The organism is Chelativorans sp. J32 (assembly GCF_000518985.1).
Classification (GTDB): domain Bacteria; phylum Pseudomonadota; class Alphaproteobacteria; order Rhizobiales; family Rhizobiaceae; genus Chelativorans.
The window spans coordinates 262,896-285,016 of sequence record NZ_JAEQ01000001.1 but is presented as its reverse complement, the minus strand read 5'-3'; the positions used below and the strand labels follow the sequence as shown (position 1 = coordinate 285,016).

The window sequence follows — 22,121 nt, the reverse complement described above, 5'->3', positions numbered from 1 at the left end:
AATGTCGGTTACAAGGCGAGCACGAACGCCCGGCGACCCTACAGCAGGCCCTTTTCCTTATAGTAGCGCTCGGCGCCCGGATGCAGCGGGATCGGCATGCCCTCGGTCGCGCCTTCAAGCTTGATCTCCTTGGCGGCTGCGTGCGCCGCAGTCAGCCGGTCGAGATTCTCGAAGAGCTGCTTGGTCATCTGATAGGCCGTTTCTTCCGAGACATCGGCATGGGTGACCAGCATATTGCCGACGGCGGCGGTGTTCACGTCCTCCGTCTGGCCCTCATAGGTTCCGGTGGGGATAGTGGCCGACATGTAGGGCGCGCCGATCTTCTCCACGACTTCCGCTGGTACCGCCACGACCGTGATCGCAAGCGAGGTGGAGAGGTCGCGGATCGAGGCCACGCCAAGACCGGCCGACTGCAGCGTCGCGTCGAGCTGCCGGTTCTTGATCAGCTCGACCGATTCGGCGAACGGCAGGTATTCGACCTTCCCGAGATCCTCATAGCTCATGCCCGCGGCCTCGAAGATCGCGCGGGCATTCAGCTCGGTGCCGGACGCCGGTGCGCCCACCGAGAGGCTCTTGCCCTTCAGGTCCTCCAGCGTCTTGATGCCGGATTCCTGACTGGCGACGATCTGGATATAGTTCGGATAGATCGCTGCGATGCCGCGCAGCTTGTCGAGCTTGCCCGGGAAACCTGCCTCTGTATCGCCCTCCCAACCGAGCTTGACCGAGTCGCCCAGCGCAAAGGCGATCTCACCGCGGCCTTGCTGCAGCAGATTGAGATTCTCGACCGATGCCTTGGTGGCCTGCACCTGCGTGCGCGAACCCTCGATCGTTTCGCCATAGATCTCGGAAAGGGCGACGCCGAGCGGGTAATAGACGCCGGATGTGCCGCCGGTCAGCACATTGATGAATTCCTGCGCGCCGCTGGCGGCAGGATGAAAACCGAATCCCAGCGCCAGCACCCCGGCGGCCACATGTTTTTTGTTGAAACAAAGCATATCTTCTCCTCCGATCTCCTCACATGCCCTTGTTCAGACAAGGGCACCCCATCGAGTGATGCACACGATGATTGCGCGCCAACATAATGGCAAGTGCAACAGGTGGACAACCGCTGATGGTCTCCGACTTTCGGCTTGCTTCAGGCGAGCGCTCCAAAGCGGCATGCACGCTGGCCGATGTCTATCCCTGCTGCCTTGATTTCCCGTCTGAGCGCCCGCCTAAGCTGATCGCGGTAAAAGCTTATTGGCTATTAAGCTCCTCCCTGAGCCAATTTCGCGCACCGCTCCGGGGTGGACTTTGCACGTGTTTACCCCATTATAAACAAAACTGATCACCGCACGGACGGTGGTGGAGAGCGCCATGGAATTCGATCCAGTCCTGCTCGCACGCATCCAATTCGCCTTCACCATTTCCTTTCATATCATCTTCCCGGCTTTCACCATCGGACTTTCCGCCTTCATTGCGGTGCTGCTTCTTGCCTGGCGCTGGACGAAGGACGAGAAGTTCCATCGGCTCGCCCGGTTCTGGACCAAGATCTTCGCCGTATCCTTCGCCATGGGAGTCGTGTCCGGCATCGTGCTCAGCTATCAGTTCGGCACGAACTGGAGCCGCTTTTCCGAATTCAGCGGCAACGTGATCGGCCCGCTGATCGGCTATGAGGTGCTGACGGCGTTTTACCTGGAAGCGACATTCCTTGGGATTCTCCTGTTCGGCTGGAATCGGTTCCCTCCTTGGCTGATCACGCTCGCGGCCTGCCTGGTGGCTACCGGGACCGCGATCAGTGCCTTCTGGATCCTCTCGGCGAACAGCTGGATGCAGACACCTACCGGCCACGAGATCCGCGACGGCATCGCCTATCCCGTGGACTGGCTGCAGATTATCTTCAACCCGAGCTTCCCCTACCGGTTCGCGCATATGGTAAACGCCGCCTATCTCACGACGGCGGTGGTGGTGCTGGCGGTTGGCGCGCGGTATCTGCTTGCAGGACGCCACCTCGAGGAAAGCCGCACCATGCTCCGGATGGCGGTGGGCATGATTGCTGTCTCGGCCACCCTGCAGCTCGTCATCGGGGACATGCACGGCCTCAATACGCTGGAGCACCAACCGGTAAAGGTCGCCGCCATGGAGGGACATTGGCACGGGCGGGATCCTGCATCCCTGGTTCTTTTCGGCATTCCTGATGAAGCGGCGCGGAAGAACCATCTGGAAGTTGCCATCCCCAAACTGGGCTCGCTGATCCTGACCCATGACTGGAACGGCACCTATCTCGGAATGACGGACTTTCCCGAAGATCAGTGGCCACCGGTCGCAAACGTATTCTTCACCTTCCGGATCATGGTGGGCATCGGCCTGCTCCTGATTGCAGTCGGTTTCTGGGGTCTTTATCTCTGGTGGCGGGGACGGCTGTTCGAAACACGGCTCTTCCTGCGGGCCACCTCGCTCATGTGGCCGTTGGGTTTCATCGCGATCCTGGCGGGTTGGTTCGTAACGGAACAAGGCCGCCAGCCCTGGCTCGTCTATGGCCACCTGCGCACGGCTGACGGCATATCGCCGGTGCCGGGTGCGAGCGTTGCCGGTACGCTGGCACTGTTCGTCTTCATCTACGGCATCGTGTTCGCCACAGGGGTTTATTACATCAACCGGCTGATCAATGCGGGGCCGAAGGGACAGGCAACGGAGGCCGCGGCCGGCGTCCCGAATCGCCCGCTTTCGGGCGCCGAGGAAGCCGCCCGCGAGGCCCTTGGACGGTCACCGGGCCAGGGACCGGGCGCTTCACTCACCGCACCGAGGAGGTAACAGCGATGGAATGGTATCTTCCGGTCATCTGGGCGGGTATTATCGGCACTGCCGTTGCCATGTATGTGATCCTCGATGGGTTCGACCTCGGCATCGGCATCCTTTTCCCGTTCACCCATGACGAGGGCGAGCGGGATCAGATGATGAACTCCGTCGCTCCGTTCTGGGACGGTAACGAGACCTGGCTGGTGCTGGGTGGCGGAGCTCTCTGGGTAGCCTTTCCCACAGCCTATTCCGTGATCATGCCGGCGCTTTATCTGCCGGTGATCGGAATGCTTCTGGCGCTCGTCTTCCGCGGCGTTTCATTCGAATTCCGATGGGTGGCGAAACCCAGCCATCGAATGTGGGACATCGCCTTTACCGGGGGCTCAATCGTGGCCGCCTTCCTGCAGGGCGTGATCCTCGGTGGCCTGCTACAGGGCATAGAGGTAGCCGACGGGCAATATGCCGGCGGCGCGTTCGACTGGCTGACGCCATTTTCGATCTTCGTCGGGCTCGCGGTCGTGGCCGGCTATGGTCTTCTTGGTTCGACCTGGATCCTGATGCGCACGACTGGACCGGTACAGGAATTGGCACGCCGCCTCGCACCCTCATTTCTCGCCGCCGTTCTGGGCGGCATGGCAGTCGTGAGCCTCTGGACCCCCCTTTTCATCGACCGGATCGCGGAACGGTGGTTCACTCTGCCCAATTTTCTTTTCCTATGGCCCGTCCCGGTCGCAGCAGCGCTGGTCGGCTACGGGACCTTGCGCTGGCTCACCACAGGTCGCGAAAGCCTCCCCTTTATAGGATCGATAGCCCTCTTCCTGCTCGGCTATGCCGGACTGGTGATCTCCACCGTGCCCTATCTCGTACCGCCGCACCTCACCTTCTGGGACACTGCTGCAGCGCCGGCCTCGCAGATCTTCCTGCTCGTCGGGACAATCTTTCTATTGCCGCTGGTTCTCGGCTACACCGCATTCGTCTATTGGGTGTTCCGCGCCAAGATTGGCCCTGGCGAAGGATATCACTGAGCGCCAGCGCTGCCGCTCAGTGATCGCCGATCAGCAAGGACGCACCAAGCACGCCCAGAAAGACCAGGCCGAATCCGAAGACCGTGACGAGAACATGGCTATGGGCCAGACCGATCGGGGCCCATCGGCCATAGAGGGCCGGATAATAGATCGCCGCGCCGAGGGCAGACCAGCCGCCGGTCGCCACCGAATAAAGCCGCTCGATCAGTCTCGCATTGCGGCGAAAGCCGCGCAGCGCGGCAAAAGCCATCATGATCGCTGCGCAGATGGCAGCAAGGGCAGGAACCATTTTCCTTCGCCTCCTATCGACCAAAAACACTGAGGCCGATGGTCCCTTACTACGGTTTTCCCGCCTTTGGGAACAGCGAAGCTCAATCGCCGTCCGAAAACATCTTCTGCAGGCGGGCGAAAGGCATGACCTCGCGGGCGTAAACGAAACTGCCGCGCGAGAGCATCTCCACCGCGGCACGTTCCACGGCGCCGTAGGCGAGCGTCGTCAGCTTCGAGCCCAGTGAAATCCGCTTGGCGCCAGCCTCCGCAAGCTCCGCGATCGTGAAGCTCGCGACGGACAGAATGTTGACGGGCTTGGTCACCGCCTCGCAAACCGCCTGCACCTGCTCGATATCGCTGAGACCCGGCGCGTAGAGCACGTCCGCGCCGGCCTTCTCGAACGCCTGGAGGCGACGGATCGTGTCATCCTGGTCGAGCCTTCCGTGAAGGAAGTTCTCAGCGCGCGCGGTAAAGACGAAGTCCCGCTTGAGAGCCCGCGCTGCCTCGGCAGCTGCCGCGACTCTCTCCACCGCGTGGGAGAAATCATAGATCGGCTTAGCGGGGTCGCCCGTCGCATCCTCGATGGAGCAGCCTGCGAGCCCTGCCGCTTCGGCAGCGAAGATGGTCTCAGCGGCGCTATCGGGACTATCACCCTTGCCATGCTCCAGGTCGGCGGAGACCGGCAGCGGAGTGGCGGCGACGATCTCGCGGCAGTGATGCATCATTTCCTCGAAGCTGACGCCGCCATCCGGCAATCCGCGCGAGAAGGCGTAGCCGGCGCTAGTGGTGGCCAGAGCCTTGAAACCGAGGGATGCAAGCAGCTTCGCCGTGCCGATGTCCCATGGGTTGGGAATGATGAAGATATCCCGATGCAGGGCGCGAAAAGTGGAGCCTATATCCATGGCCGTCCCTCCCGATAACGAAGTGCAATGAGGGATCCAGGCCCGGCTCAAGTCAAGGGCCAGATCTAGCCGTGCGACGGGTCAGGAAAGGTCAGACGGTGCCGGTCGAACCGAAGCCCCCGGCGCCGCGGATCGTCTCGCCCGCGGTGGCGCGCTCTTCGACCGTAGCACGTGTGACCGGCGCGATCACCAGTTGGGCGATGCGCATGCCGCGCGTGATGGCAAAATCATCCTCGCCAAGGTTGATGAGCAGCACCTGCACTTCGCCGCGATAATCACTGTCGATCGTCCCGGGCGTGTTAAGGCAGGTGATGCCGTGGCGTAACGCGAGCCCCGAGCGAGGCCGGACCTGCCCCTCGAATCCCTCCGGGATCTCCAGAACGAAGCCGGTCGGCACCAACACGCGCCTACCCGGAAGGAGAATAATCTGCCGATCCTCTGCAACGGCCGCTCGCAAATCCATGCCGGCAGCCCCGGCGCTCTCATAGGAAGGATAAGGCAGGCCTTCCGCATGAGGCAGACGCACAACGCCGATGATGGGGCCGATGACGGGCATTGAAAGCGGAGAACTGGTCATACCCCTATCTGCCGCCGCCAGGCGGGGGCGTCAATTCCGCGTCAGCTCTTTTTTCAACGCTTTTTGAGCTGTCTTGGAGCTTTGGTTCTCACCTATGCCCCTTGCGGCCCACTCTCACCGATTGTGAAGCGTCATTTTTTCACTGCTAACCGAAACCGGAAGAGCGATCCTGCACGTGGCTATCGGTCCCGGCGGGCCATGAGTTCGGCATATCGCCGCAAGTAAAGGGGCCAACCCTGGTCGCCGCCAACACCATCGCGAACGCCTTCCCAGCCTTCCCCATGGCGTTCCAGGTTTCGATGCTCGATCTCGACGCGGGTTCGTTCCGCTGTCGCGGCGATGAAACGCACTTCCCACTCGCTGGTTTTGTTCGGATCGGGTTCGGGCCGCCACTGCGGGCTGATGTCCCAGCTCAGCAGCACTCGGTGGGGCGGCTCGTAGGCCAGCACGCGCGCCCAGCGGCATTCGCTGCCGTCAACGCCACGGTCGTAGATATAACCGCCGACCCGCGGCTCAAACACCGTTTCGGCGATCGGGACAGCCAGCAAGTTATGCTCGGCGGGTTTGAAGCTTCCGAACTGCTCGGTAAACACCTTGAACGCGCGTTCTATCGGCGCCTCGACCACAACGGAGTGTTTCACGGACGTGTCTGCTGCACGGGTGCTCATCATGTCTCCTCCTGTGTTTGCTCGACGGCCACCTTGTAAGCCGCGAGGGTCTTGCTCCAAAACCGGTCGAGTTCCGCCCGAAGCGCGGCCAATCCGTCGGGATCGATATGATAGATGTTGCTGGCGCCCTTGGGTTTCGCTCGGACAAGCCGGGCTTCCCGCAACACCTTCAGATGCTGCGAGACCGCCGACTGCGTGACCGTCAAAGCCCTCGTGATTTCCGCAACCGAGCGTGGCTGCTCCGCCACAAGCTCGAACACCGCCCGGCGCGTGGGATCGGCAAGGGCCGCAAGCTGAGCATTTCCATTAGTCATAACTAATGATTAGCACATACTAATGAGAAACTCAACTCACTGGATGCAAGCTGGGCGAGAACTGCCTATATACGGGCCGATTTCCATTCGACAGCGGCGGCCATGACTGATAAGAGGCCGCGATCAAAAGGATCTCCGGATATGCCAGAGAGTTTGGCCGACGCTGTAGCGCGCCGCCGCACCTTCGCGATTATTTCGCACCCCGATGCGGGCAAGACGACGCTTACTGAGAAGCTGCTGCTTTTCGGCGGCGCGATCCAGCTTGCCGGCGAGGTGAAGGCGAAGAAGAACCGCATCCAGACGCGCTCGGACTGGATGGCGATCGAGCGGGAGCGCGGCATCTCGGTCGTCACTTCGGTGATGACCTTCGAATATGGCGGCCATGTCTTCAACCTGCTCGACACGCCCGGACACGAGGATTTCGCCGACGATACCTACCGCACGCTGACCGCGGTCGACTCGGCGGTCATGGTGATAGACGCTGCCAAGGGCATCGAGCCGCGCACGCTTAAGCTTTTCGAGGTGTGCCGGCTGCGCGACATTCCCATCATTACCTTCGTCAATAAGCTCGACCGTGAAAGCCGCGACCCCTTCGAGATCCTCGATGAGATCGAGCAGAAGCTGGCGCTGGACACCGCGCCCGTGACCTGGCCGATCGGACGGGGCAAAAGCTTTTCAGGCACCTATCATCTGGCGAACAATACGATCCGCCACTCCGACGATGACGTGGAACCGATCAAGGTGAACGGCCCGGAGGCGGAGGCGGTTTCAGGGCTCCTGCCCGAACATGAGCGCGATGCCCTCACCGAAGAAATGCTTCTCGCAAAGGAGGCGTGCAGGCCTTTCGACGCCCAAGCCTTTCGGGAAGGACATTTGACGCCGGTCTATTTCGGCTCGGCGCTCCGGAATTATGGCGTGCGTGATCTGATCGAGGCGCTGGGAGCCATAGGCCCCGCCCCGCGTGCGCAGGAGGCGGATTCGCGCAAAGTGCAGGCGACGGAGGAGAAGATGACCTCCTTCGTCTTCAAGATCCAGGCCAATATGGATCCCAACCACCGGGACCGCATCGCCTTCGTGCGGGTCTGTTCGGGCAAGCTCGAGCGCGGCATGAAGGCCAAGCTCGTGCGCACGGGAAAGCCCATCAGCCTGTCCGCACCGCAATTCTTCTTCGCCAAGAACAGGATCACCGCGGACGAGGCCTTCGCCGGCGACGTGGTGGGCATTCCCAATCACGGCACCCTACGCATCGGCGACACGCTGACCGAAGGCGAGGACATCCTGTTCCGCGGCGTGCCGAACTTCGCGCCCGAAATCCTGCGCCGCGTCCGGCTCTCCGATGCGATGAAGGCAAAGAAGCTGCGCGAGGCACTGCAACAGATGGCCGAGGAGGGCGTGGTCCAGCTCTTCACGCCCGAGGACGGCTCGCCTGCCATCGTAGGTGTGGTCGGTGCGCTGCAGCTCGATGTGCTCAAGGAGCGGCTCAAGAACGAGTACGCCCTGCCGGTCGATTTCGAGATGGCGCGATTCACCATCTGCCGCTGGATATCGGCAGAGGACAAGACCGAGCTGGAGCGCTTCATCACCGCCCATCGTGGTGACATCGCGCGAGATCTCGATGAGGACCCGGTGTTTCTGGCACCTCACGAATTCGGCCTGAAATACGAGGCGGAGCGCTGGAAAGCGATCACCTTCACGGCGGTGAAGGACTATCAGGTTCGCGAGGCGGTCAAGGCGGCCTAACTGGCTAAAGTCCGCTTTTGATCTTCTCGGCGAGCTGGTGGAGCTCCTCGCGACGGTACGGCTCGCGCGCGCCGTAGCCCCAGACCGGACCGGGCCAGGCATCGTCGCCCTCGGTGCGGGCGATAATATGGATGTGAAGCTGGCGCACGATGTTGCCCAGCGCCCCGCAGTTGATCTTGGTGCAGCCCGTCAGATCCTTGAGAGCCTTCGATACCAGATTGGTCTCGAAGCTGAGCATTGCCTGATCGAGCGGGGTCAGATCGTGCACCTCCTCTATGCCCGGCCGCTGAGGGACAAGAAGCAGCCAAGGCCAGCGCCGCTCATCGCGCAGGCGCAGCTCGCACAAGCCGAGCCACGCTACGGGAATGCTCTCCCCTTCCAACCGCGAATCGAGAACAAATCCTCCCTTATTGCCGGGCAGCATTGCCTTCCTCTCCTGCTTCAGCGAGAAGCTAGAGTGGCGCACTTGGACCTGCAAGCTTTTCCTTGAATCGCGGCTTGCATTTGGCCTCCGGATTGACGATATGGGGTACGGGAGGTTGGTGGTGGACGCGCCACTCGCCAACCGGGTCAGGTCCGGAAGGAAGCAGCCCTAACGAGCTCCGGCACGGGTCGCCGTGCCAGCCTCCCACCTTTCCTTCCCGCTGCCCATTGACGCAGCTCCCCCTCCAAGGGGAAACTCGCCGTCGGGCGAGGACTTCGCCGTCGAGGCCATCATCACGGGAGCGTGGACGAGCAGATGAACGATGTCGCGCAGACGGCAGGAGGCAAGACCGGCGCCTATCGCGTGCTCGCGCGCAAATACCGCCCCCGCGACTTCTCCCAACTCATCGGCCAGGAGCCGATGGTCCGCACGCTTACCAACGCTTTCGCCGCGGGCCGCATCGCACAGGCCTGGATGCTGACCGGCGTGCGCGGCGTGGGCAAGACCACGACCGCCCGCATTCTCGCTCGCGCACTGAATTACAAGACGGATCTGGTGGACCTTCCGTCGATCGACCTCTCCGTGCCCGGGGACCATTGCGAGGCGATCCTGGAAGGCCGCCATGTCGACGTGATCGAGATGGACGCGGCGTCGCATACCGGCATTGACGACATCCGCGAGATCATCGAGCAGGTGCGTTACGCACCCGTCTCGGCGCGCTACAAGGTCTATATCATCGACGAAGTGCACATGCTTTCCAACCAGGCCTTCAACGGCCTGTTGAAGACGCTGGAGGAGCCGCCGCCGCACGTCAAATTCATCTTCGCCACCACCGAGATTCGCAAGGTTCCCATCACGATCCTCTCGCGCTGCCAGCGCTTCGATTTGAGACGCATCGATGCTGCGCTCATCAAGCAGCACCTGGCTCACATCGGAAATCTGGAAGGCGTGGAGGCAGACGACGAGGCGCTGGCGGCGATCGCACGCGCCGCGGAAGGCTCGATGCGTGACGCGCAGTCCATCTTCGACCAGGCGATCGCCCATTCCTCCGGTCGGGTGACGGCGGAAACCGTGCGCGACATGCTGGGGCTTGCCGATCGTGCGCGCGTCATCGATCTGTTCGAGCACCTCATGAAGGGCGACGTAGCCGCGGCACTTGCCGAATATCGCGCGCAATACGACGCCGGAGCGGATCCGGCCGCTGTGCTTACCGATCTCGCTGAGTTCAACCATCTCGTCACGCGCATGCGCTTCGTGCCGGAGGCGGCGAACGACGGGTCGCTTTCGCAGGAAGAGCGGACGCGCGGGCTGGAATTTTCCAAAAATCTATCGGTACGCGTTCTCTCGCGCACCTGGCAGATGCTCTTGAAGGGCATTCAGGAAGTGCAGGGATCGAGCCGGCCCATCGCGGCGGGCGAGATGGTGCTGATCCGTATCGCACATGCGGCGCACCTCCCAACGCTCGACGAAGCGCTGAAGGCGCTGGAGGATATGCCTACTGGGAATGGGGGTGGACGACCGTCAATGGGTTCGCCCGCACCAGCTCCCTCCATGCCCACGGGCAATGGCGGCGTCCAGGCCGTCTCGACCCAACGCATGTCTTCGAGCGGCGGCGGACAGACCATGCGGCTGATCCAGACTTCGCCGGCGGAATATGCCGCGCCTCCGCAATCGGCCCCAGTGGAAGCCGAGGCGCCGAGCGTTCCGGTGAAATCGCTGTCCGATATCGCGGAATTGGCGGACGCCAACCGTGATATCGCCTTCAAGGTGCAGTTCAAGCGCTGCGTGCGGCTGGTGCAGATCGAGCCCGGAAGACTTTCGGTCAATCTCACGGAAGATGCCCCCAAGACGTTGCTGGGCGACCTCACCAACCGGCTGCAGAAATGGACGGGGAGGCGCTGGATCGTCTCGCTTTCCAACGAGCCGGGCAGCAAGACATTGGCCGAGGAGGAGACGGGACGGCGCGAGACAGCGCTTGCCGATGCCCGTGCAGACCCTACGGTAGCCGCCATCCTGCAAAGCTTTCCGGGCGCACGCATCCTTGACGTGCGGATACCCGACGCGGTTGACGCGGAGCAAGCCGATGGCGCTCCGCCCGAGCCGGACCTTGGCGATGACGACGATGATGATCTCTGATTGGAGAAAATGATGCGTGACCTGATGAACCTTATGGGCAAAGCGAAGGAAATGCAGGCCAAGTTCCAGGCCATGCAGGAAGAGATTGCCCAATTGGAAGCGGAAGGCCAATCCGGCGGCGGCGCGGTCAAGGTGACGCTTACCGGTAAGTTCGAGATGAAGAAACTTCAGATCGACCCCTCGCTCTTCAAGGAAGGGGAGGTGGAGATCCTGGAAGACCTGATCCTTGCGGCGCATAACGACGCGAAGAGCAAGGTCGAGCAGACGATTCAGCAGAGGACGCAGGAAATGACTGCCGGCCTGCCGCTGCCTCCGGGAATGAAGCTGCCGTTCTGAGCGGTTCCCGAGAGCCGCAGATGATGCGGCAAACGCAAATGAGGAGCACTCGATTGATTTCGCCAAATCAGGGAGTGCCCTGTGTGCGTTAAGCTCAAGAGCAGCAGCGCTTTTCAATCCCTCGGATTTCGGCCATATCCTATGCTCTGATTGCACGGGCATAGAGGAATATCCGTTGAGCCTTTCCGGGAAGCGCATCCTCCTCATTATTGGCGGCGGAATCGCCGCTTATAAGTGCCTCGACCTCATCCGCAGGCTCCGAGAGCGCGGAGTAAAGGTGCGCTGCGTGATGACACAGGCCGCGCAGGAATTCGTCACCCCCCTTTCGGTCGGTGCGCTTTCGGCGGATCACGTCTTCACCGATCTCTTCGACCGGCAGGACGAGCAGGATGTCGGCCATATCCGGCTGTCGCGGGAGGCCGACCTGATCGTCGTGGCGCCCGCGACTGCCGACCTGATGGCAAAGCTCGCAACCGGGCTTGTCAACGATCTTGCCTCGGCGGTGCTGCTCGCCACCGACAAGCCGGTCCTAATGGCGCCTGCCATGAACCCGCGAATGTGGATGCACCCGGCGACGCGCCGCAATCGCGCCACCCTGGAGGCTGACGGCGTGCACTTCGTCGGGCCCAACCGCGGCGAGATGGCCGAAAGCGGCGAGGCGGGCGAAGGCCGGATGGCCGAGCCGCTGGAGATCGTGGCCGCCGTCGAAGACCTTCTCAATGGCGGCGGGGAAAGGCCGCTCGCCGGCAAAAAAATCATCGTCACCTCGGGGCCGACGCACGAGCCGATCGATCCAGTCCGTTACATCGCCAACCGCTCGTCCGGTAAACAGGGGCATGCGATCGCCGCAGCACTTGCGGAGCTGGGGGCGGAGGTTCACCTCGTTTCCGGCCCGGTGACCATTCCGGACCCGAAGGGTGTCGCGACGGTCCATGTGGAGACTGCACGCCAAATGCGCGACGCTGTGGAAGCTCTTCTGCCAGCCGATGCAGGCATCTTCGTCGCCGCGGTTGCCGATTGGCGCCCGCTGTCCGAAGCCGGCGAAAAGATCAAAAAGGAGAAGGGCGCGAACCCGCCTGCCCTCAAGCTTGCGGAAAATCCCGACATCCTGGCCGGTATCGGCCACCACGAAAGGCGACCGCACCTCGTGATCGGCTTTGCTGCCGAAACGCAGAATGTCGTCGAGAACGCCCGCGCGAAGCTCGCCAAAAAGCGCGCCGATATCATCGTGGCCAACGACGTTTCGCACGACAGCGGGATCGGCGTCGGTGGTGTCATGGGGGGCGACCGCAACCGCGTCCATCTCGTAAGCCGCGAGGAAGTAGAGGAATGGCCGGAGGCGAGAAAGGACGATGTAGCGCAGCGGCTTGCGGCGAAAGTAGCGGACCTGCTGTGCTCTAGAGGTGACAAGTGAGCGGCATACCCAAGCTTGAAACAGAACGGCTAATCCTGCGCGGGCATCGGCCGGAAGATCTAGAAGCCTATCATAGGCTCTGGTGCGACCAGGGTGTAACCCGCTTCACCAGCCGAACCAGCATGAACCGTGAGCAGGCGTGGAGCCGGATCATGCAGTTTCACGGCATGTGGAAGCTTTGCGGTTACGGCATGTGGGTTGTGGAAGAGAAAGCGACGAACAGCCTGATTGGTGAAGTGGGTCTCCTGGAGCGGCGGCGCGAAATCCAGCCATCCCTCGACGGCACGATCGAGGCCGGCTGGATGCTTTTGCCCCGGGTGCACGGCCAAGGTTTCGCGCAAGAGGCGATGGAGGCCGTGTTCTCCTGGGCCGGCCCGACATATCCGGGTGCAGTCTTTTCATGCATAATCGACGTGGAGAACGAAGCCTCCCTTAAGCTTGCCCGGCGGCTCGGGTTCACCGAAACCATCCAAACGACTTATCAAGACCATCCGACGGTGATCCTGCGCCGCGGCTGATCACCACGAGCCGGGCTTTCCATCCACCAGATGGACGATGGATGCCGGGCTCGAAATCCAGAAGCCGTCGAAGTTCCGGCCCAGGTTCTCGATTTCGTCACAGCGTACGATCCCTGCCGCGGCAAGATGCTCTGCAGCTTTGTTCGTGTCATCCGTCACGATTTCCAGCCAGAGCTCTGCCTGGCTCATGCCCGGGACTCGATCGATCCAGAGCTGGTTCGAACCGAAACGGAAACCTACAGCCGGCAGGAGTTCCTCGATCTGTTCGAGACCAAGCACGTCCTTGTAGAAGCGCACCGTCGCTTCGTATTGATGCGGCGGCACCTTCATGGCGATGTTTCGCCCGCCTTCGAATTTTGGCATCAAAAATTCTCCCTTACCGGAAGAGTGACCTGCCACGACACGCCGAATCGGTCGTTGCACCAGCCGAATCTCGGACTGAAAGGATAGGTATCGAGCGGCATCAGGATCGCGCCCCCTTCCGAAAGCTTGCCGAAAATCTCGTCAACCTCTTCCGCCGTGTCGCATGTCAGGAAAAGGGAAATCGAGGGCGTAAAGGTGAAGCCATGAGAAACGGGGCTGTCCATGCACATGAAGGTGCGGCCGCCCAGCGTAAAATGCGCCAGCTTCACCGAGCCGTCCGCCCCCTGCTCTCCCGGCCCATAGCGCTCCATCCAATCGATCCGCGAATTCGTGACGACCGAGAGGTAGAAGCGCATCGCTTCCTCTGCCCGCCCCTCGAACATCAGAAAAGGTGCAATCTGCTCTGTCATGCTTGCTCCTGTTTTGCGACGGCCTCGGCCAGTTGATCGAGCCAGTGAGACCAGCCCTCGCGCACGCTGTCCGTGGCTTCTGTATTTAGCCCGTCGCCATCCCATCCATTGACGAGCGTAAGCTCAGTCTGGTCTTCGCCTACCGGCCGCAGCGTGACCTCGAAGAACTCGTTCACGTAGGGGCTAGGTCCGGAGAGCTCCGGCTCGCTGAAGCCGGCACGAAAGCTCTGACGAATGCGATGATGCGGCTCAAGCACCAGGTATTCGCCCACATGGAAGAAAACGCCGCCCTCGCCATCATCGTTCTCGATGCGATAGCGGCCGCCGATGCGGATGTCGGCTTCCACCTTGGTGCCCATCCAGCGGCGCATCACCGCCGGATCCGTGAAGGCGGCGTAGAGTGCTTCCGGCGGGGCCGCGAAAACCCGCGCCAATGAAATGGAATGCTCAGGCGCCTTCATTTTGGGCCGGTCCATGCATCGGGTTCTCGACGCCATAGAGCGCACCGTTGCGCCGCATCGCTTCGTCGGAATTTTCCAGCTCTTCACCGCGAAGCAGGGCGGCAAGGAGATCGAGGAAGGTATGCCAGCCCATCAGCGTATAGGGCTGGAAGGGCTTGCCGATCGGTCGATGCGTGAGGACGAGAAGCACCTCGCCATCTTCCCGCGGCTGCAGTTCGAAGGTGAGGAAGGATTCCGGAAGACGCTCTCCGTGCGGTCCCGAAAGGTTCCAGGTATAGGAGAGGAGGCTCGGCGGTTCCCATCGCGTGACCACGCCACGGACATGGCCGTTGGCCAAGTCGACCTTTCCGCCTTCCCCTCCCTCAATCTCGTATTTCATGCCGCTCCCGCCGAACCACAGCGGCAGGTGCTCGGAACCGGTCAGGTGCTCCCAAACCCGTTCGATCGGGCCCGGAAGCACGCGTTCGAAGCGCGCCGCCTTCTCCTCGATCAATATGCCTTTCTCGGTCATTGTCTCCTCCCATGGGCTAAGCCGAGCGTCCGTCGAGACGCATCCGGGATGCACTAGTGAGCGCTGAACTTGACGGAGTATTCCTTTTCCAGGGCGGCATGGGTGGACCAGAAGCCACGCGGCGGCCTGCCGGAAAGCTGGTCCTCCAGAATCCCCAGATGCGCCTCCCAGCCGCTGGCGACGCTGATCATCTGGTCTGTATCCGGCAGGCGGCGATGCGTGAGGACCAGCCGCACGTTCGGCCCTTCGGGAAAAAGTTCGAAGGTGACTTCGCTCTTTCCTCCATCGCCCGGCCAGCTATAGGTGAGAAGACGCGGCGGATCGCATTCGATCACCTCGCCGAGCATGGCAGGGCGGGTCTCCATATCCTTATACCGGTCGGGCGTGGGCTCCGCAGAAAGTTCGCGGTGGCGGAACAGAAGTTCGACCCCGCCGCCCGGAAACAGCTCCATTTCGCCTGCGGCCAGCCAAAGCCGGCGCTTTTCCGAGTTCGTGAGATATTCCCAAAGACGCTCGGGCGAGCCGGGCAGCACCCGCTCGATACGGACTGCACCAGGGGCGATCACCTCGCCCATCGTCGTGAAACCTGGCATTGGAAGGGCCTCCCGAATTATGCGCCCAGGCCATCCGGGAAGCGGTCGGCGACAAGGTTCAGTTGAACGCCGTGCTCCAGATAGGCCTTCAAGCCGGCAAGCACGAACGAGAAGCCTTCGGTGGACCCGATGGCTTGTTCCACGCGCTCCGCGTCATCGCCCACGAAACCCGAATTGGTGATGCTGACGAAGGTCGAGCCATCAGGGCGCGGCGTGAAAACCCACTCGACTTCGGTCAGGTCCTCGCCTCCGGGCCAGTCGATGAGGATGCGCCTGTTCTCCTCAATCGCCTTGGCTTGTACCGGTATGGAGAATCCATACATTCCCCATTCCCAAGTCACGGTCTTTCCCTCTTCAAGCCTGCCGCTGCCGCCAGTGAACCAGAATTTAGACGTGATCTCAGGGTCTACGAAGGCGTCGAATACCTCCGAAACGGGTCTGCGGATGAGCATTTCCGCCTTCGCGCGCGGGTCGATCCCCATATCTGTCTCCCTTCGATCCTAACCCTCAGCCGAGCCGCCCAGCAGCTTCCCGATCTGGGCGAGCATCGTGCTCCAGCCCTTTTCCGTCTGCCTGGCATATTCGGCCCACTTCGGATTCATCTCGTGGACGAGCGTGACGAGGCAGCCCGGGCCATCCGGCTGCAAGGTGATGGTCACGGTGGAATCGTTCTCGCGCTCCTCCTCATCGGAGGTGAACCAGGTGAAGACGAGTTTCCGCGGGCGGTCGATGACCAGATAGGTGCCCCAATGGATTGCCTCACCCTCCGGCCGCATGTCGGAGAAGGTGAAACGACCGCCCACGCGTGCATCCACCTCCACACGGCGGATATCGGCCGTAAGGCCGGATTCGTTGAGCGCCATTTCCGACCAGGCACGAATCTTCAAGGGATCGAGCCAGGCATCGAACACGCGCTCGGCCGAGAAATCGAAGTGCCGCGTCACCGTCACGGCGAAGCTTCCGGCAGTCATTTCCTCTTCTCCTCCCTCGCTCGTTCATCCTCGGCGCGCAGCAGCGCCTCCAGCGTATCGAGGCTCCGGTTCCAGAAACGCTCGTAATAGCGCAGCCAGGCCTCCGCTTCCGCAAGACGGGCCGCTTCGAGCCGGCAATAATGCGTACGACCGGCGACGCGGCGGCGCACAAGCCCCGCCTGTTCCAGCACTTTTACATGCTTAGACGCGCCCGCAAACGACATGTCGAACGGAGCGGCAAGCTCGCCGATGCTGCGCTCACCATCCGCCAGTTCGCGCAACATCGCGCGCCGGGTCGAATCCGACAGCGCGTGAAAGATCGAATCCAGAACTGCCGGATGTTGCTCAACCATATGGTTGAAAATAGCGCGAGTTCCAGATTAGTCAACCGAAAGGTTGAGGATTTTTCGTATCGGGAGTCCCAAAAGCCAGCTCCAGCTTTTCGGGCCGATATCCGGCACGAAAAAAGGCGGCTCCGAGGCCGCCTTTTCTTCAGGGAGAAACGACTGGTTTATTCCGCGTCCTTCGCCGAATCCGCGTTCAGGAGGCCGTATTTCTCTTCTCCGATGGCGTCGAGCAATTGTAGCTGCGTCTCAAGGAAGTCGATGTGTCCCTCTTCGTCCGCCAGAAGCTCCTCGAAGAGCTTCATCGAAATATAATCGCCGGCCTCGTGGCAGATCTCGCGCGAACGCTTGTAGGAATTGCGCGCGTCGTATTCGCCGGCCAGATCGGCCTCCAGCACTTCCTTGACGTTCTGGCCGATGCGCAATGGCGCAAGCGTCTGCAGGTTCGGATGGCCCTCCAGGAAGATGATGCGCGCGACGAGCTTGTCGGCGTGGTGCATCTCCTCGATCGATTCAGCCCGTTCCTTCTGGGCGAGCTTGGTGTACCCCCAGTCTTCCAGCAGTCTGTAATGCAGCCAATATTGATTGACGGCGCCAAGCTCCAGAAAGAGAGCTTCGTTAAGCCGCTCGATGACCCTTGTATCGCCTTTCACTGAATTTGCTCCCAAATTTATCACGCAAAGCGCGGACACGATCCAAATATGTCACGATCTTCTCATCGCCAGTATCGGCAGTGCGGTGATAATTTTCGGTTACCCGAATGATGGTTTCAACCACGTTCGGGAAGCAGCCGCAGCACCGCCCGCGCTTGGCCATAGCATGATAAACCTTGGCCGGAACGATGAGTTGCCAAGGATCCTCATCGAGCATCGCGACGATAGCCGCCTCGATTTCCTTTTGTGTGATGAGATTGCAGTGGCAAACGAGCATGATACGAAAGTCCGGTCAGGAGCAAGCTCCGGGGCTTGTGCCCGATGGGACCTTAAGACCCTGAAGTGCCTTCCGCACAAACCGCATGAAGCAGCTCTTGCCGGTCGGCGTTCTTCAATCGAAAGGGTTCAAGGCCCAGACATCAAAGGACGCATTCCTCGGATCGGCCGCATAAAAGCGTTTCAACGGGCGGTATGTCAACACAAAGTTGACTATCAGGCTCATAGTTGAAGACTTAGGTAAAGATCGGCCCTTGCCGGTGGCCGGATGAAGCCTGAAGGCTATGCCGTAGCAGAGGGGCGGTTGCCGTCAGCCCTCATACTTCTCCAGAAAGGCCTCTGCCGAAAGGTTGCGGAAGTCATCCAGAGCAGCCCTCAGGCGCTGATGGTCCCAGTCCCACCAAGCAAGTGCCTGCATGCGCTCTGCCACCCGCCGCTCGAAACGCGGCCGTATGACGCGCGCCGGAACGCCGCCGACGATGGTGTAGGATGCGACATCCTTCGACACCACTGCGCCGGCCCCTATCACCGCGCCGTCTCCGACGGTGACGCCGGGCAGAATGGTCGAGCCGTGGCCGAGCCAGGTGTCGTGGCCGATATGGACGGCGTTCTTGCGCCGCCATTCGAAGAACTCGCCTTCGTGCTCGGCATCATCCCAATAGTCCGAGGCACGGTAAGTGAAGTGGTGAAGCGTCGCCCGCCAGGTCGGGTGGTTCGTCGCGTTGATGCGCGTGGCGGCAGCGATGTTGGAAAATTTGCCGATCACGGCGCACCAGACGCCGCAATCCTGCACGATATAGGAATAGTCGCCCAGCTCGCTCTCGTGCAGGCGGGTGCGCGCGCCGATCTCGGTGTAGCGGCCGAGAATGGAATTGGACACTTCGGCGGTCGGATCGATGGTTGGCGCTTCGGAAAGCTTCGCCTGTTTGATACTCATGCGGCAGCCCTTTTCGGTGCAAATTCGGTGACGTCGACGACATGATCGGCCACCGCCTCGCGCACTTCCTGGTCATGAAAGATGCCAAGAAGCGCAGTGCCGGAAGCCTTCTTTTCGGCGATCATCTCGATCACCACCTGCCTGTTGGCCTTATCGAGGGAGGCGGTGGGTTCATCGAGCAGCAGGATGGGATGAGCGGTGATGAACCCCCGCGCTATGTTCACGCGCTGTTGCTCGCCGCCCGAGAAGGTGGCCGGCGGAAGCGCCCATAGCCTTTTCGGAAGGTTGAGCCGGGCAAGCACGGCCGCTGCGTGCTCCCGTGCGGCCTCTTGCGTCTCGCCGGCCGCCAGCAACGGCTCGGCAACGATATCGAGGGTGGGAACGCGCGGCACGACGCGCAGGAACTGGCTCACATAGCCGATGGTTTCGCGCCGAACCGCCATGACGGTTCGCGGGTCTGCCGAGACGAGATCGATCAGGTCGCCGCGATGCGTGACGATAATCTGGCCTGAGTCCGCGCAGTAATTGCCATAGGCCATCTTCAGGATCGAGCTCTTGCCCGCGCCCGACGGCCCGCCCAGCACGGCGCATTGGCCGGCGCGCACCGCGAAGGAGACATCCTCCACTACGGGAAGGCGGATACCGCCCTGCAGATGCATGGTGAAGCTTTTGGAAAGTTCCGAAACAACGAGCGGAGTGGCCATCGGTTCACACCTGCAGGATCGAGGAAACGAGAAGCTGGGTGTAGGGTGCCTGCGGGTCGTCCAACACCCGGTCGGTGAGGCCGGTCTCGACCACATGGCCTTCCTTCATCACCATGATGCGGTGGGAAAGGAGCCGCGCCACGGCCAGATCATGGGTGACCACGATCGCGGCAAGTTCCATGTCCTGGACGAGCCCGCGCAGGAGATCGAGCAGGCGGGCCTGTACGGAAACGTCGAGGCCGCCAGTGGGTTCGTCCATGAAGACCAGGCGTGGGCCGGTGACGAGATTGCGGGCGATCTGCAGGCGCTGGCGCATGCCGCCGGAGAAGGCGCGCGGCTGATCGTCCACGCGATCCTCGGCGATTTCGACACGACCCAGCCAATCGACTGCCGTGCTGCGGATGCGGCCATAGTGCCTCTCGCCCAAAGCCATCAGCCGCTCGCCCACATTGGCGCCGGCCGAGACGGTCATACGCAGGCCGTCGGCCGGGTTCTGGTGCACAAATCCCCAGTCCGTGCGCATCAGGAATCGCCGTTCCGCCTCGCTCATGCGGTAGAGGTCGCGGAACGCGCCGTCGCGCATGCGATAGGAGACGATGCCTGCCGTGGGCAGGAGCCGTGTGGAAAGGCAATTGAGCAGCGTGGTCTTTCCCGAGCCCGATTCGCCCACCACGGCGAGCACTTCGCCCGGCCAGAGGTCAAAGGTCACGTCGGCGCAGCCGATCCGGTTGCCGTAAAATTTCGAGAGCGAACGGACGGAGAGAAGGGGTTCGTCAGTCATCGATTTTCCTCCGCGAGAGCGCCGGCAGGCATGGTCCGTTGCTGCGGCCCGTTATGTCCGTCCGCCTGCCGCTTTTCGCAATAATCCGTGTCGGAGCACACATACATGTGGCCGCCGCGGTCATCCAAAATCACCTCATCCAGATACACGCCGGTTGCGCCGCACAGCGCGCAGGGCTCGCTGAATTTCTGCACCTCGAAGGGGTGATCCTCAAAATCGAGGCTCACCACGCGGCTGAAGGGCGGAACGGCATAGATGCGCTTCTCACGCCCGGCGCCGAAGAGCTGGAGCGCCGGCGACATATGCATCTTCGGATTGTCGAACTTCGGCGTGGGCGACGGGTCCATGATGTAGCGGCCTTCGACCTTCACCGGATAGGCGAAGGTGGTGGCGATGTGGCCGTGACGGGCGATGTCCTCGTAGAGCTTCACATGCATGAGCCCGTATTCCTCGAGCGCGTGCATCTTGCGCGTCTCGGTCTCGCGCGGTTCGAGGAAGCGCAGCGGCTCCGGAATCGGCACCTGATAGACGAGCACCTGGCCGGCCTTGAGCGGCTCCTCCGGGATACGGTGGCGCGTCTGGATGATCGTGGCCTTGCGCGTTTCCGTGGTCACCTCGACATTTGCCACCTTCTGGAAGAAGGCGCGGATGGAGACGGCGTTGGTGGTGTCGTCCGCACCCTGGTCGATGACCTTGAGCACGTCTTCGGGGCCGATAATGGAGGCGGTCACCTGCACGCCGCCCGTGCCCCAGCCATAGGGCATTGGCATCTCACGGCTGGCGAACGGCACCTGGTAACCTGGGATGGCGATGGCCTTGAGGATCGCCCGCCGGATCATCCGCTTGGTCTGCTCGTCCAGATAGGCGAAATTGTACTGGGCGATGTTCTGGGCCGAAGCGCTCATTCGGCGGCCTCCTTGCGTTCTGCCTGATCTGCGGCCTGGCGGCGCTCCTCGAATTCCCGCCGCATCTGGCGCACAAGGCCGAGTTCGGCCTGGAAATCCACATAGTGCGGCAGCTTCAAATGCTCGACGAAGCCCGTCGCCTGCACGTTGTCGGAATGGGAAATGACGAACTCCTCGTCCTGCGCGGGCGCAACGATGTCCTCACCCAGTTCCGCCGCCCGCAGTGCACGATCGCAGAGCGCCATCGCCATGGCCTTGCGCTCCGATTGGCCGAAGACGAGGCCGTAGCCGCGCGTGAACTGCGGCGGCACCTTCATCGAACCCTTGAACTGGTTGACCATCTGGCATTCGGTGACCCGTATGCGGCCGAGCGGCACCGGAAAATCAAGCTCCGGCACGTCCAGCTCGATCTCGACCTCGCCAATCCGGACCTCGCCGACAAAAGGATGGTTGCGGCCGTAGCCCCGCTGCGTCGAATAGCCGAGCGCCAGCAGAAAGCCTTCATCGCCGCGAGAAAGCGCCTGCAGGCGCGCGTCCCGCCCCTGGGGAAATTCCGGCGGCGTGCGTGTGATATCGGCAGGCTCCTCGGCCTTCGTCAGCGTGCCATCCTCTTCGATGAGCCCTTCGTGAGCCAGGATCTCGCTCACGCGCGGCATCCCATCTCCCTCCGGCTCGCGGGTCACCGGCGCTTCCGGCTCTGCGTCGGCCGCAAGTTCCGGATCGAGCAGGCGGTGCGTGTAATCGAAGGTGGGACCCAGCACTTGTCCGCCCGGCAGATCCTTGTAGGTGGCGGAAACGCGCCGCTCCACCAACATCTTCGCCGTGTCGAGCGGCCGGGAATAGCCAAAGCGCGGCAATGTCGTGCGATAGGCCCGCAACAGGAAGATCGCCTCGATCATATCACCGCGCGCCTGCTTGATGGCGAGCGCGGCGAGCCCCGTGTCGTAGAGCGAGCCCTCGGCCATGACCCGATCGACGGCAAGAGCCAGCTGCTCGGTGATCTGCTCCAGCGTGAGCGAGGGGACGGAGCGGTCGCCGCGGCGCCGATGGGCAAGCAGCCGATGGGCGTTGCGGATGGCGGCCTCGCCCGCTTTGACGGCAACATACATG

At 62.0% G+C, this 22,121-nt stretch carries 29 protein-coding genes and 1 other RNA gene; 8 read left to right on the top strand and 22 right to left on the bottom strand.

The window, feature by feature from the left end; genetic code table 11:
• Window positions 1-38: 38 nt before the first annotated feature.
• Complete coding sequence (locus CHEJ32_RS0101465; RefSeq protein WP_028032244.1) at window positions 39-995, bottom strand: TAXI family TRAP transporter solute-binding subunit; 957 nt, start codon at window positions 993-995, stop codon at window positions 39-41.
• A 361-nt stretch (window positions 996-1,356) separates the two neighbouring features.
• Between CHEJ32_RS0101465 and CHEJ32_RS0101460 the strand changes: the two genes are divergently transcribed.
• Both CHEJ32_RS0101460 and cydB read left to right on the top strand, forming a co-directional pair.
• On the top strand, window positions 1,357-2,793 hold the full coding sequence (locus CHEJ32_RS0101460; protein ID WP_028032243.1) for a cytochrome ubiquinol oxidase subunit I: 1,437 nt from the start codon (window positions 1,357-1,359) through the stop codon (window positions 2,791-2,793).
• A 5-nt stretch (window positions 2,794-2,798) separates the two neighbouring features.
• The gene (gene cydB / locus CHEJ32_RS0101455; RefSeq protein WP_028032242.1) at window positions 2,799-3,803 is read left to right on the top strand and encodes a cytochrome d ubiquinol oxidase subunit II; all 1,005 of its coding nucleotides are present in this window, start codon (window positions 2,799-2,801) and stop codon (window positions 3,801-3,803) included.
• Between the two features lie 16 nt (window positions 3,804-3,819).
• Here the strand turns inward: cydB and CHEJ32_RS0101450 are convergent, their stop codons facing one another.
• The 5 genes from CHEJ32_RS0101450 to CHEJ32_RS0101430 all read right to left on the bottom strand — a co-directional run bounded on the left by CHEJ32_RS0101450 (window position 3,820) and on the right by CHEJ32_RS0101430 (window position 6,534).
• On the bottom strand, window positions 3,820-4,092 hold the full coding sequence (locus CHEJ32_RS0101450) for a hypothetical protein (RefSeq protein ID WP_028032241.1): 273 nt from the start codon (window positions 4,090-4,092) through the stop codon (window positions 3,820-3,822).
• Window positions 4,093-4,174: 82 nt separating this feature from the next.
• Window positions 4,175-4,975, bottom strand: a complete 801-nt coding sequence (locus tag CHEJ32_RS0101445) for an oxaloacetate decarboxylase (RefSeq protein ID WP_028032240.1) — start codon at window positions 4,973-4,975, stop codon at window positions 4,175-4,177.
• 91 nt (window positions 4,976-5,066) lie between these two features.
• The gene (dut, locus tag CHEJ32_RS0101440) at window positions 5,067-5,552 is read right to left on the bottom strand and encodes a dUTP diphosphatase (protein WP_028032239.1); all 486 of its coding nucleotides are present in this window, start codon (window positions 5,550-5,552) and stop codon (window positions 5,067-5,069) included.
• A 179-nt stretch (window positions 5,553-5,731) separates the two neighbouring features.
• Window positions 5,732-6,220 (bottom strand): SRPBCC family protein, encoded by a 489-nt coding sequence (locus CHEJ32_RS0101435; protein WP_028032238.1) that lies wholly within the window; start codon window positions 6,218-6,220, stop codon window positions 5,732-5,734.
• A complete protein-coding gene (locus CHEJ32_RS0101430) occupies window positions 6,220-6,534 on the bottom strand; it encodes a helix-turn-helix transcriptional regulator (RefSeq protein ID WP_028032237.1) in 315 nt (104 codons plus the stop codon). The genes CHEJ32_RS0101435 and CHEJ32_RS0101430 overlap by 1 nt, the downstream gene beginning before the upstream one ends.
• A 141-nt stretch (window positions 6,535-6,675) precedes the next feature.
• On the opposite strand from CHEJ32_RS0101430, the gene CHEJ32_RS0101425 reads away from it, so the two are divergent.
• Window positions 6,676-8,274 (top strand): peptide chain release factor 3, encoded by a 1,599-nt coding sequence (locus CHEJ32_RS0101425; protein WP_028032236.1) that lies wholly within the window; start codon window positions 6,676-6,678, stop codon window positions 8,272-8,274.
• A 4-nt stretch (window positions 8,275-8,278) separates the two neighbouring features.
• On the opposite strand, the gene CHEJ32_RS0101420 is transcribed toward CHEJ32_RS0101425, so the two are convergent.
• Window positions 8,279-8,698 carry an HIT family protein gene (locus CHEJ32_RS0101420; protein WP_028032235.1) on the bottom strand — a complete coding sequence of 140 codons (420 nt, stop codon included), beginning with the start codon at window positions 8,696-8,698 and terminating at the stop codon, window positions 8,279-8,281.
• A gap of 110 nt (window positions 8,699-8,808) precedes the next feature.
• On the opposite strand from CHEJ32_RS0101420, the gene ffs reads away from it, so the two are divergent.
• The 5 genes from ffs to CHEJ32_RS0101400 all read left to right on the top strand — a co-directional run bounded on the left by ffs (window position 8,809) and on the right by CHEJ32_RS0101400 (window position 13,102).
• Window positions 8,809-8,906: signal recognition particle sRNA small type (gene ffs / locus CHEJ32_RS26540), an RNA gene on the top strand.
• Window positions 8,907-9,013: 107 nt separating this feature from the next.
• Window positions 9,014-10,834, top strand: a complete 1,821-nt coding sequence (locus tag CHEJ32_RS0101415; protein WP_028032234.1) for a DNA polymerase III subunit gamma/tau — start codon at window positions 9,014-9,016, stop codon at window positions 10,832-10,834.
• A gap of 12 nt (window positions 10,835-10,846) precedes the next feature.
• The gene (locus tag CHEJ32_RS0101410) at window positions 10,847-11,170 is read left to right on the top strand and encodes a YbaB/EbfC family nucleoid-associated protein (protein ID WP_028032233.1); all 324 of its coding nucleotides are present in this window, start codon (window positions 10,847-10,849) and stop codon (window positions 11,168-11,170) included.
• 175 nt (window positions 11,171-11,345) lie between these two features.
• Window positions 11,346-12,584 carry a bifunctional phosphopantothenoylcysteine decarboxylase/phosphopantothenate--cysteine ligase CoaBC gene (coaBC, locus tag CHEJ32_RS0101405; protein ID WP_028032232.1) on the top strand — a complete coding sequence of 413 codons (1,239 nt, stop codon included), beginning with the start codon at window positions 11,346-11,348 and terminating at the stop codon, window positions 12,582-12,584.
• The gene (locus CHEJ32_RS0101400) at window positions 12,581-13,102 is read left to right on the top strand and encodes a GNAT family N-acetyltransferase (protein WP_028032231.1); all 522 of its coding nucleotides are present in this window, start codon (window positions 12,581-12,583) and stop codon (window positions 13,100-13,102) included. Before coaBC ends, CHEJ32_RS0101400 begins: the two co-directional genes overlap by 4 nt.
• Here CHEJ32_RS0101400 and CHEJ32_RS0101395 read toward each other — a convergent pair whose 3' ends face one another.
• The 15 genes from CHEJ32_RS0101395 to CHEJ32_RS0101320 form a co-directional block, all read right to left on the bottom strand.
• Window positions 13,103-13,468 carry a hypothetical protein gene (locus CHEJ32_RS0101395; RefSeq protein WP_028032230.1) on the bottom strand — a complete coding sequence of 122 codons (366 nt, stop codon included), beginning with the start codon at window positions 13,466-13,468 and terminating at the stop codon, window positions 13,103-13,105.
• A complete protein-coding gene (locus CHEJ32_RS0101390; protein ID WP_028032229.1) occupies window positions 13,465-13,875 on the bottom strand; it encodes a VOC family protein in 411 nt (136 codons plus the stop codon). Before CHEJ32_RS0101390 ends, CHEJ32_RS0101395 begins: the two co-directional genes overlap by 4 nt.
• Window positions 13,872-14,336: an SRPBCC domain-containing protein gene (locus CHEJ32_RS26045; RefSeq protein WP_051469314.1), complete on the bottom strand. Its 465-nt coding sequence runs from the start codon at window positions 14,334-14,336 to the stop codon at window positions 13,872-13,874. Before CHEJ32_RS26045 ends, CHEJ32_RS0101390 begins: the two co-directional genes overlap by 4 nt.
• Window positions 14,323-14,847 (bottom strand): SRPBCC domain-containing protein, encoded by a 525-nt coding sequence (locus tag CHEJ32_RS23645; RefSeq protein WP_051469313.1) that lies wholly within the window; start codon window positions 14,845-14,847, stop codon window positions 14,323-14,325. The genes CHEJ32_RS26045 and CHEJ32_RS23645 overlap by 14 nt, the downstream gene beginning before the upstream one ends.
• 53 nt (window positions 14,848-14,900) lie before the next feature.
• Entirely contained in the window at window positions 14,901-15,440 is a 540-nt protein-coding gene (locus tag CHEJ32_RS0101375) for an SRPBCC family protein (RefSeq protein ID WP_028032228.1), read from the bottom strand.
• Between the two features lie 17 nt (window positions 15,441-15,457).
• Window positions 15,458-15,922, bottom strand: coding sequence for an SRPBCC family protein (locus CHEJ32_RS0101370; RefSeq protein ID WP_028032227.1), 465 nt, complete (start codon window positions 15,920-15,922; stop codon window positions 15,458-15,460).
• A gap of 18 nt (window positions 15,923-15,940) precedes the next feature.
• Complete coding sequence (locus CHEJ32_RS0101365) at window positions 15,941-16,411, bottom strand: SRPBCC domain-containing protein (RefSeq protein ID WP_028032226.1); 471 nt, start codon at window positions 16,409-16,411, stop codon at window positions 15,941-15,943.
• The gene (locus CHEJ32_RS0101360) at window positions 16,408-16,764 is read right to left on the bottom strand and encodes a helix-turn-helix transcriptional regulator (RefSeq protein WP_028032225.1); all 357 of its coding nucleotides are present in this window, start codon (window positions 16,762-16,764) and stop codon (window positions 16,408-16,410) included. The genes CHEJ32_RS0101365 and CHEJ32_RS0101360 overlap by 4 nt, the downstream gene beginning before the upstream one ends.
• Before the next feature lie 158 nt (window positions 16,765-16,922).
• On the bottom strand, window positions 16,923-17,408 hold the full coding sequence (gene bfr / locus CHEJ32_RS0101355; protein ID WP_028032224.1) for a bacterioferritin: 486 nt from the start codon (window positions 17,406-17,408) through the stop codon (window positions 16,923-16,925).
• Window positions 17,374-17,685: a (2Fe-2S)-binding protein gene (locus CHEJ32_RS0101350; protein ID WP_028032223.1), complete on the bottom strand. Its 312-nt coding sequence runs from the start codon at window positions 17,683-17,685 to the stop codon at window positions 17,374-17,376. The genes bfr and CHEJ32_RS0101350 overlap by 35 nt, the downstream gene beginning before the upstream one ends.
• A 309-nt stretch (window positions 17,686-17,994) precedes the next feature.
• Entirely contained in the window at window positions 17,995-18,621 is a 627-nt protein-coding gene (locus CHEJ32_RS0101340) for a DapH/DapD/GlmU-related protein (protein ID WP_028032222.1), read from the bottom strand.
• Window positions 18,618-19,325, bottom strand: a complete 708-nt coding sequence (gene phnL / locus CHEJ32_RS0101335) for a phosphonate C-P lyase system protein PhnL (RefSeq protein WP_028032221.1) — start codon at window positions 19,323-19,325, stop codon at window positions 18,618-18,620. The genes CHEJ32_RS0101340 and phnL overlap by 4 nt, the downstream gene beginning before the upstream one ends.
• 4 nt (window positions 19,326-19,329) lie before the next feature.
• Window positions 19,330-20,106: a phosphonate C-P lyase system protein PhnK gene (gene phnK, locus CHEJ32_RS0101330; protein ID WP_028032220.1), complete on the bottom strand. Its 777-nt coding sequence runs from the start codon at window positions 20,104-20,106 to the stop codon at window positions 19,330-19,332.
• Complete coding sequence (locus tag CHEJ32_RS0101325; protein ID WP_028032219.1) at window positions 20,103-21,011, bottom strand: alpha-D-ribose 1-methylphosphonate 5-phosphate C-P-lyase PhnJ; 909 nt, start codon at window positions 21,009-21,011, stop codon at window positions 20,103-20,105. The genes phnK and CHEJ32_RS0101325 overlap by 4 nt, the downstream gene beginning before the upstream one ends.
• A complete protein-coding gene (locus CHEJ32_RS0101320) occupies window positions 21,008-22,120 on the bottom strand; it encodes a carbon-phosphorus lyase complex subunit PhnI (RefSeq protein WP_028032218.1) in 1,113 nt (370 codons plus the stop codon). The genes CHEJ32_RS0101325 and CHEJ32_RS0101320 overlap by 4 nt, the downstream gene beginning before the upstream one ends.
• Window position 22,121: the final 1 nt, after the last annotated feature.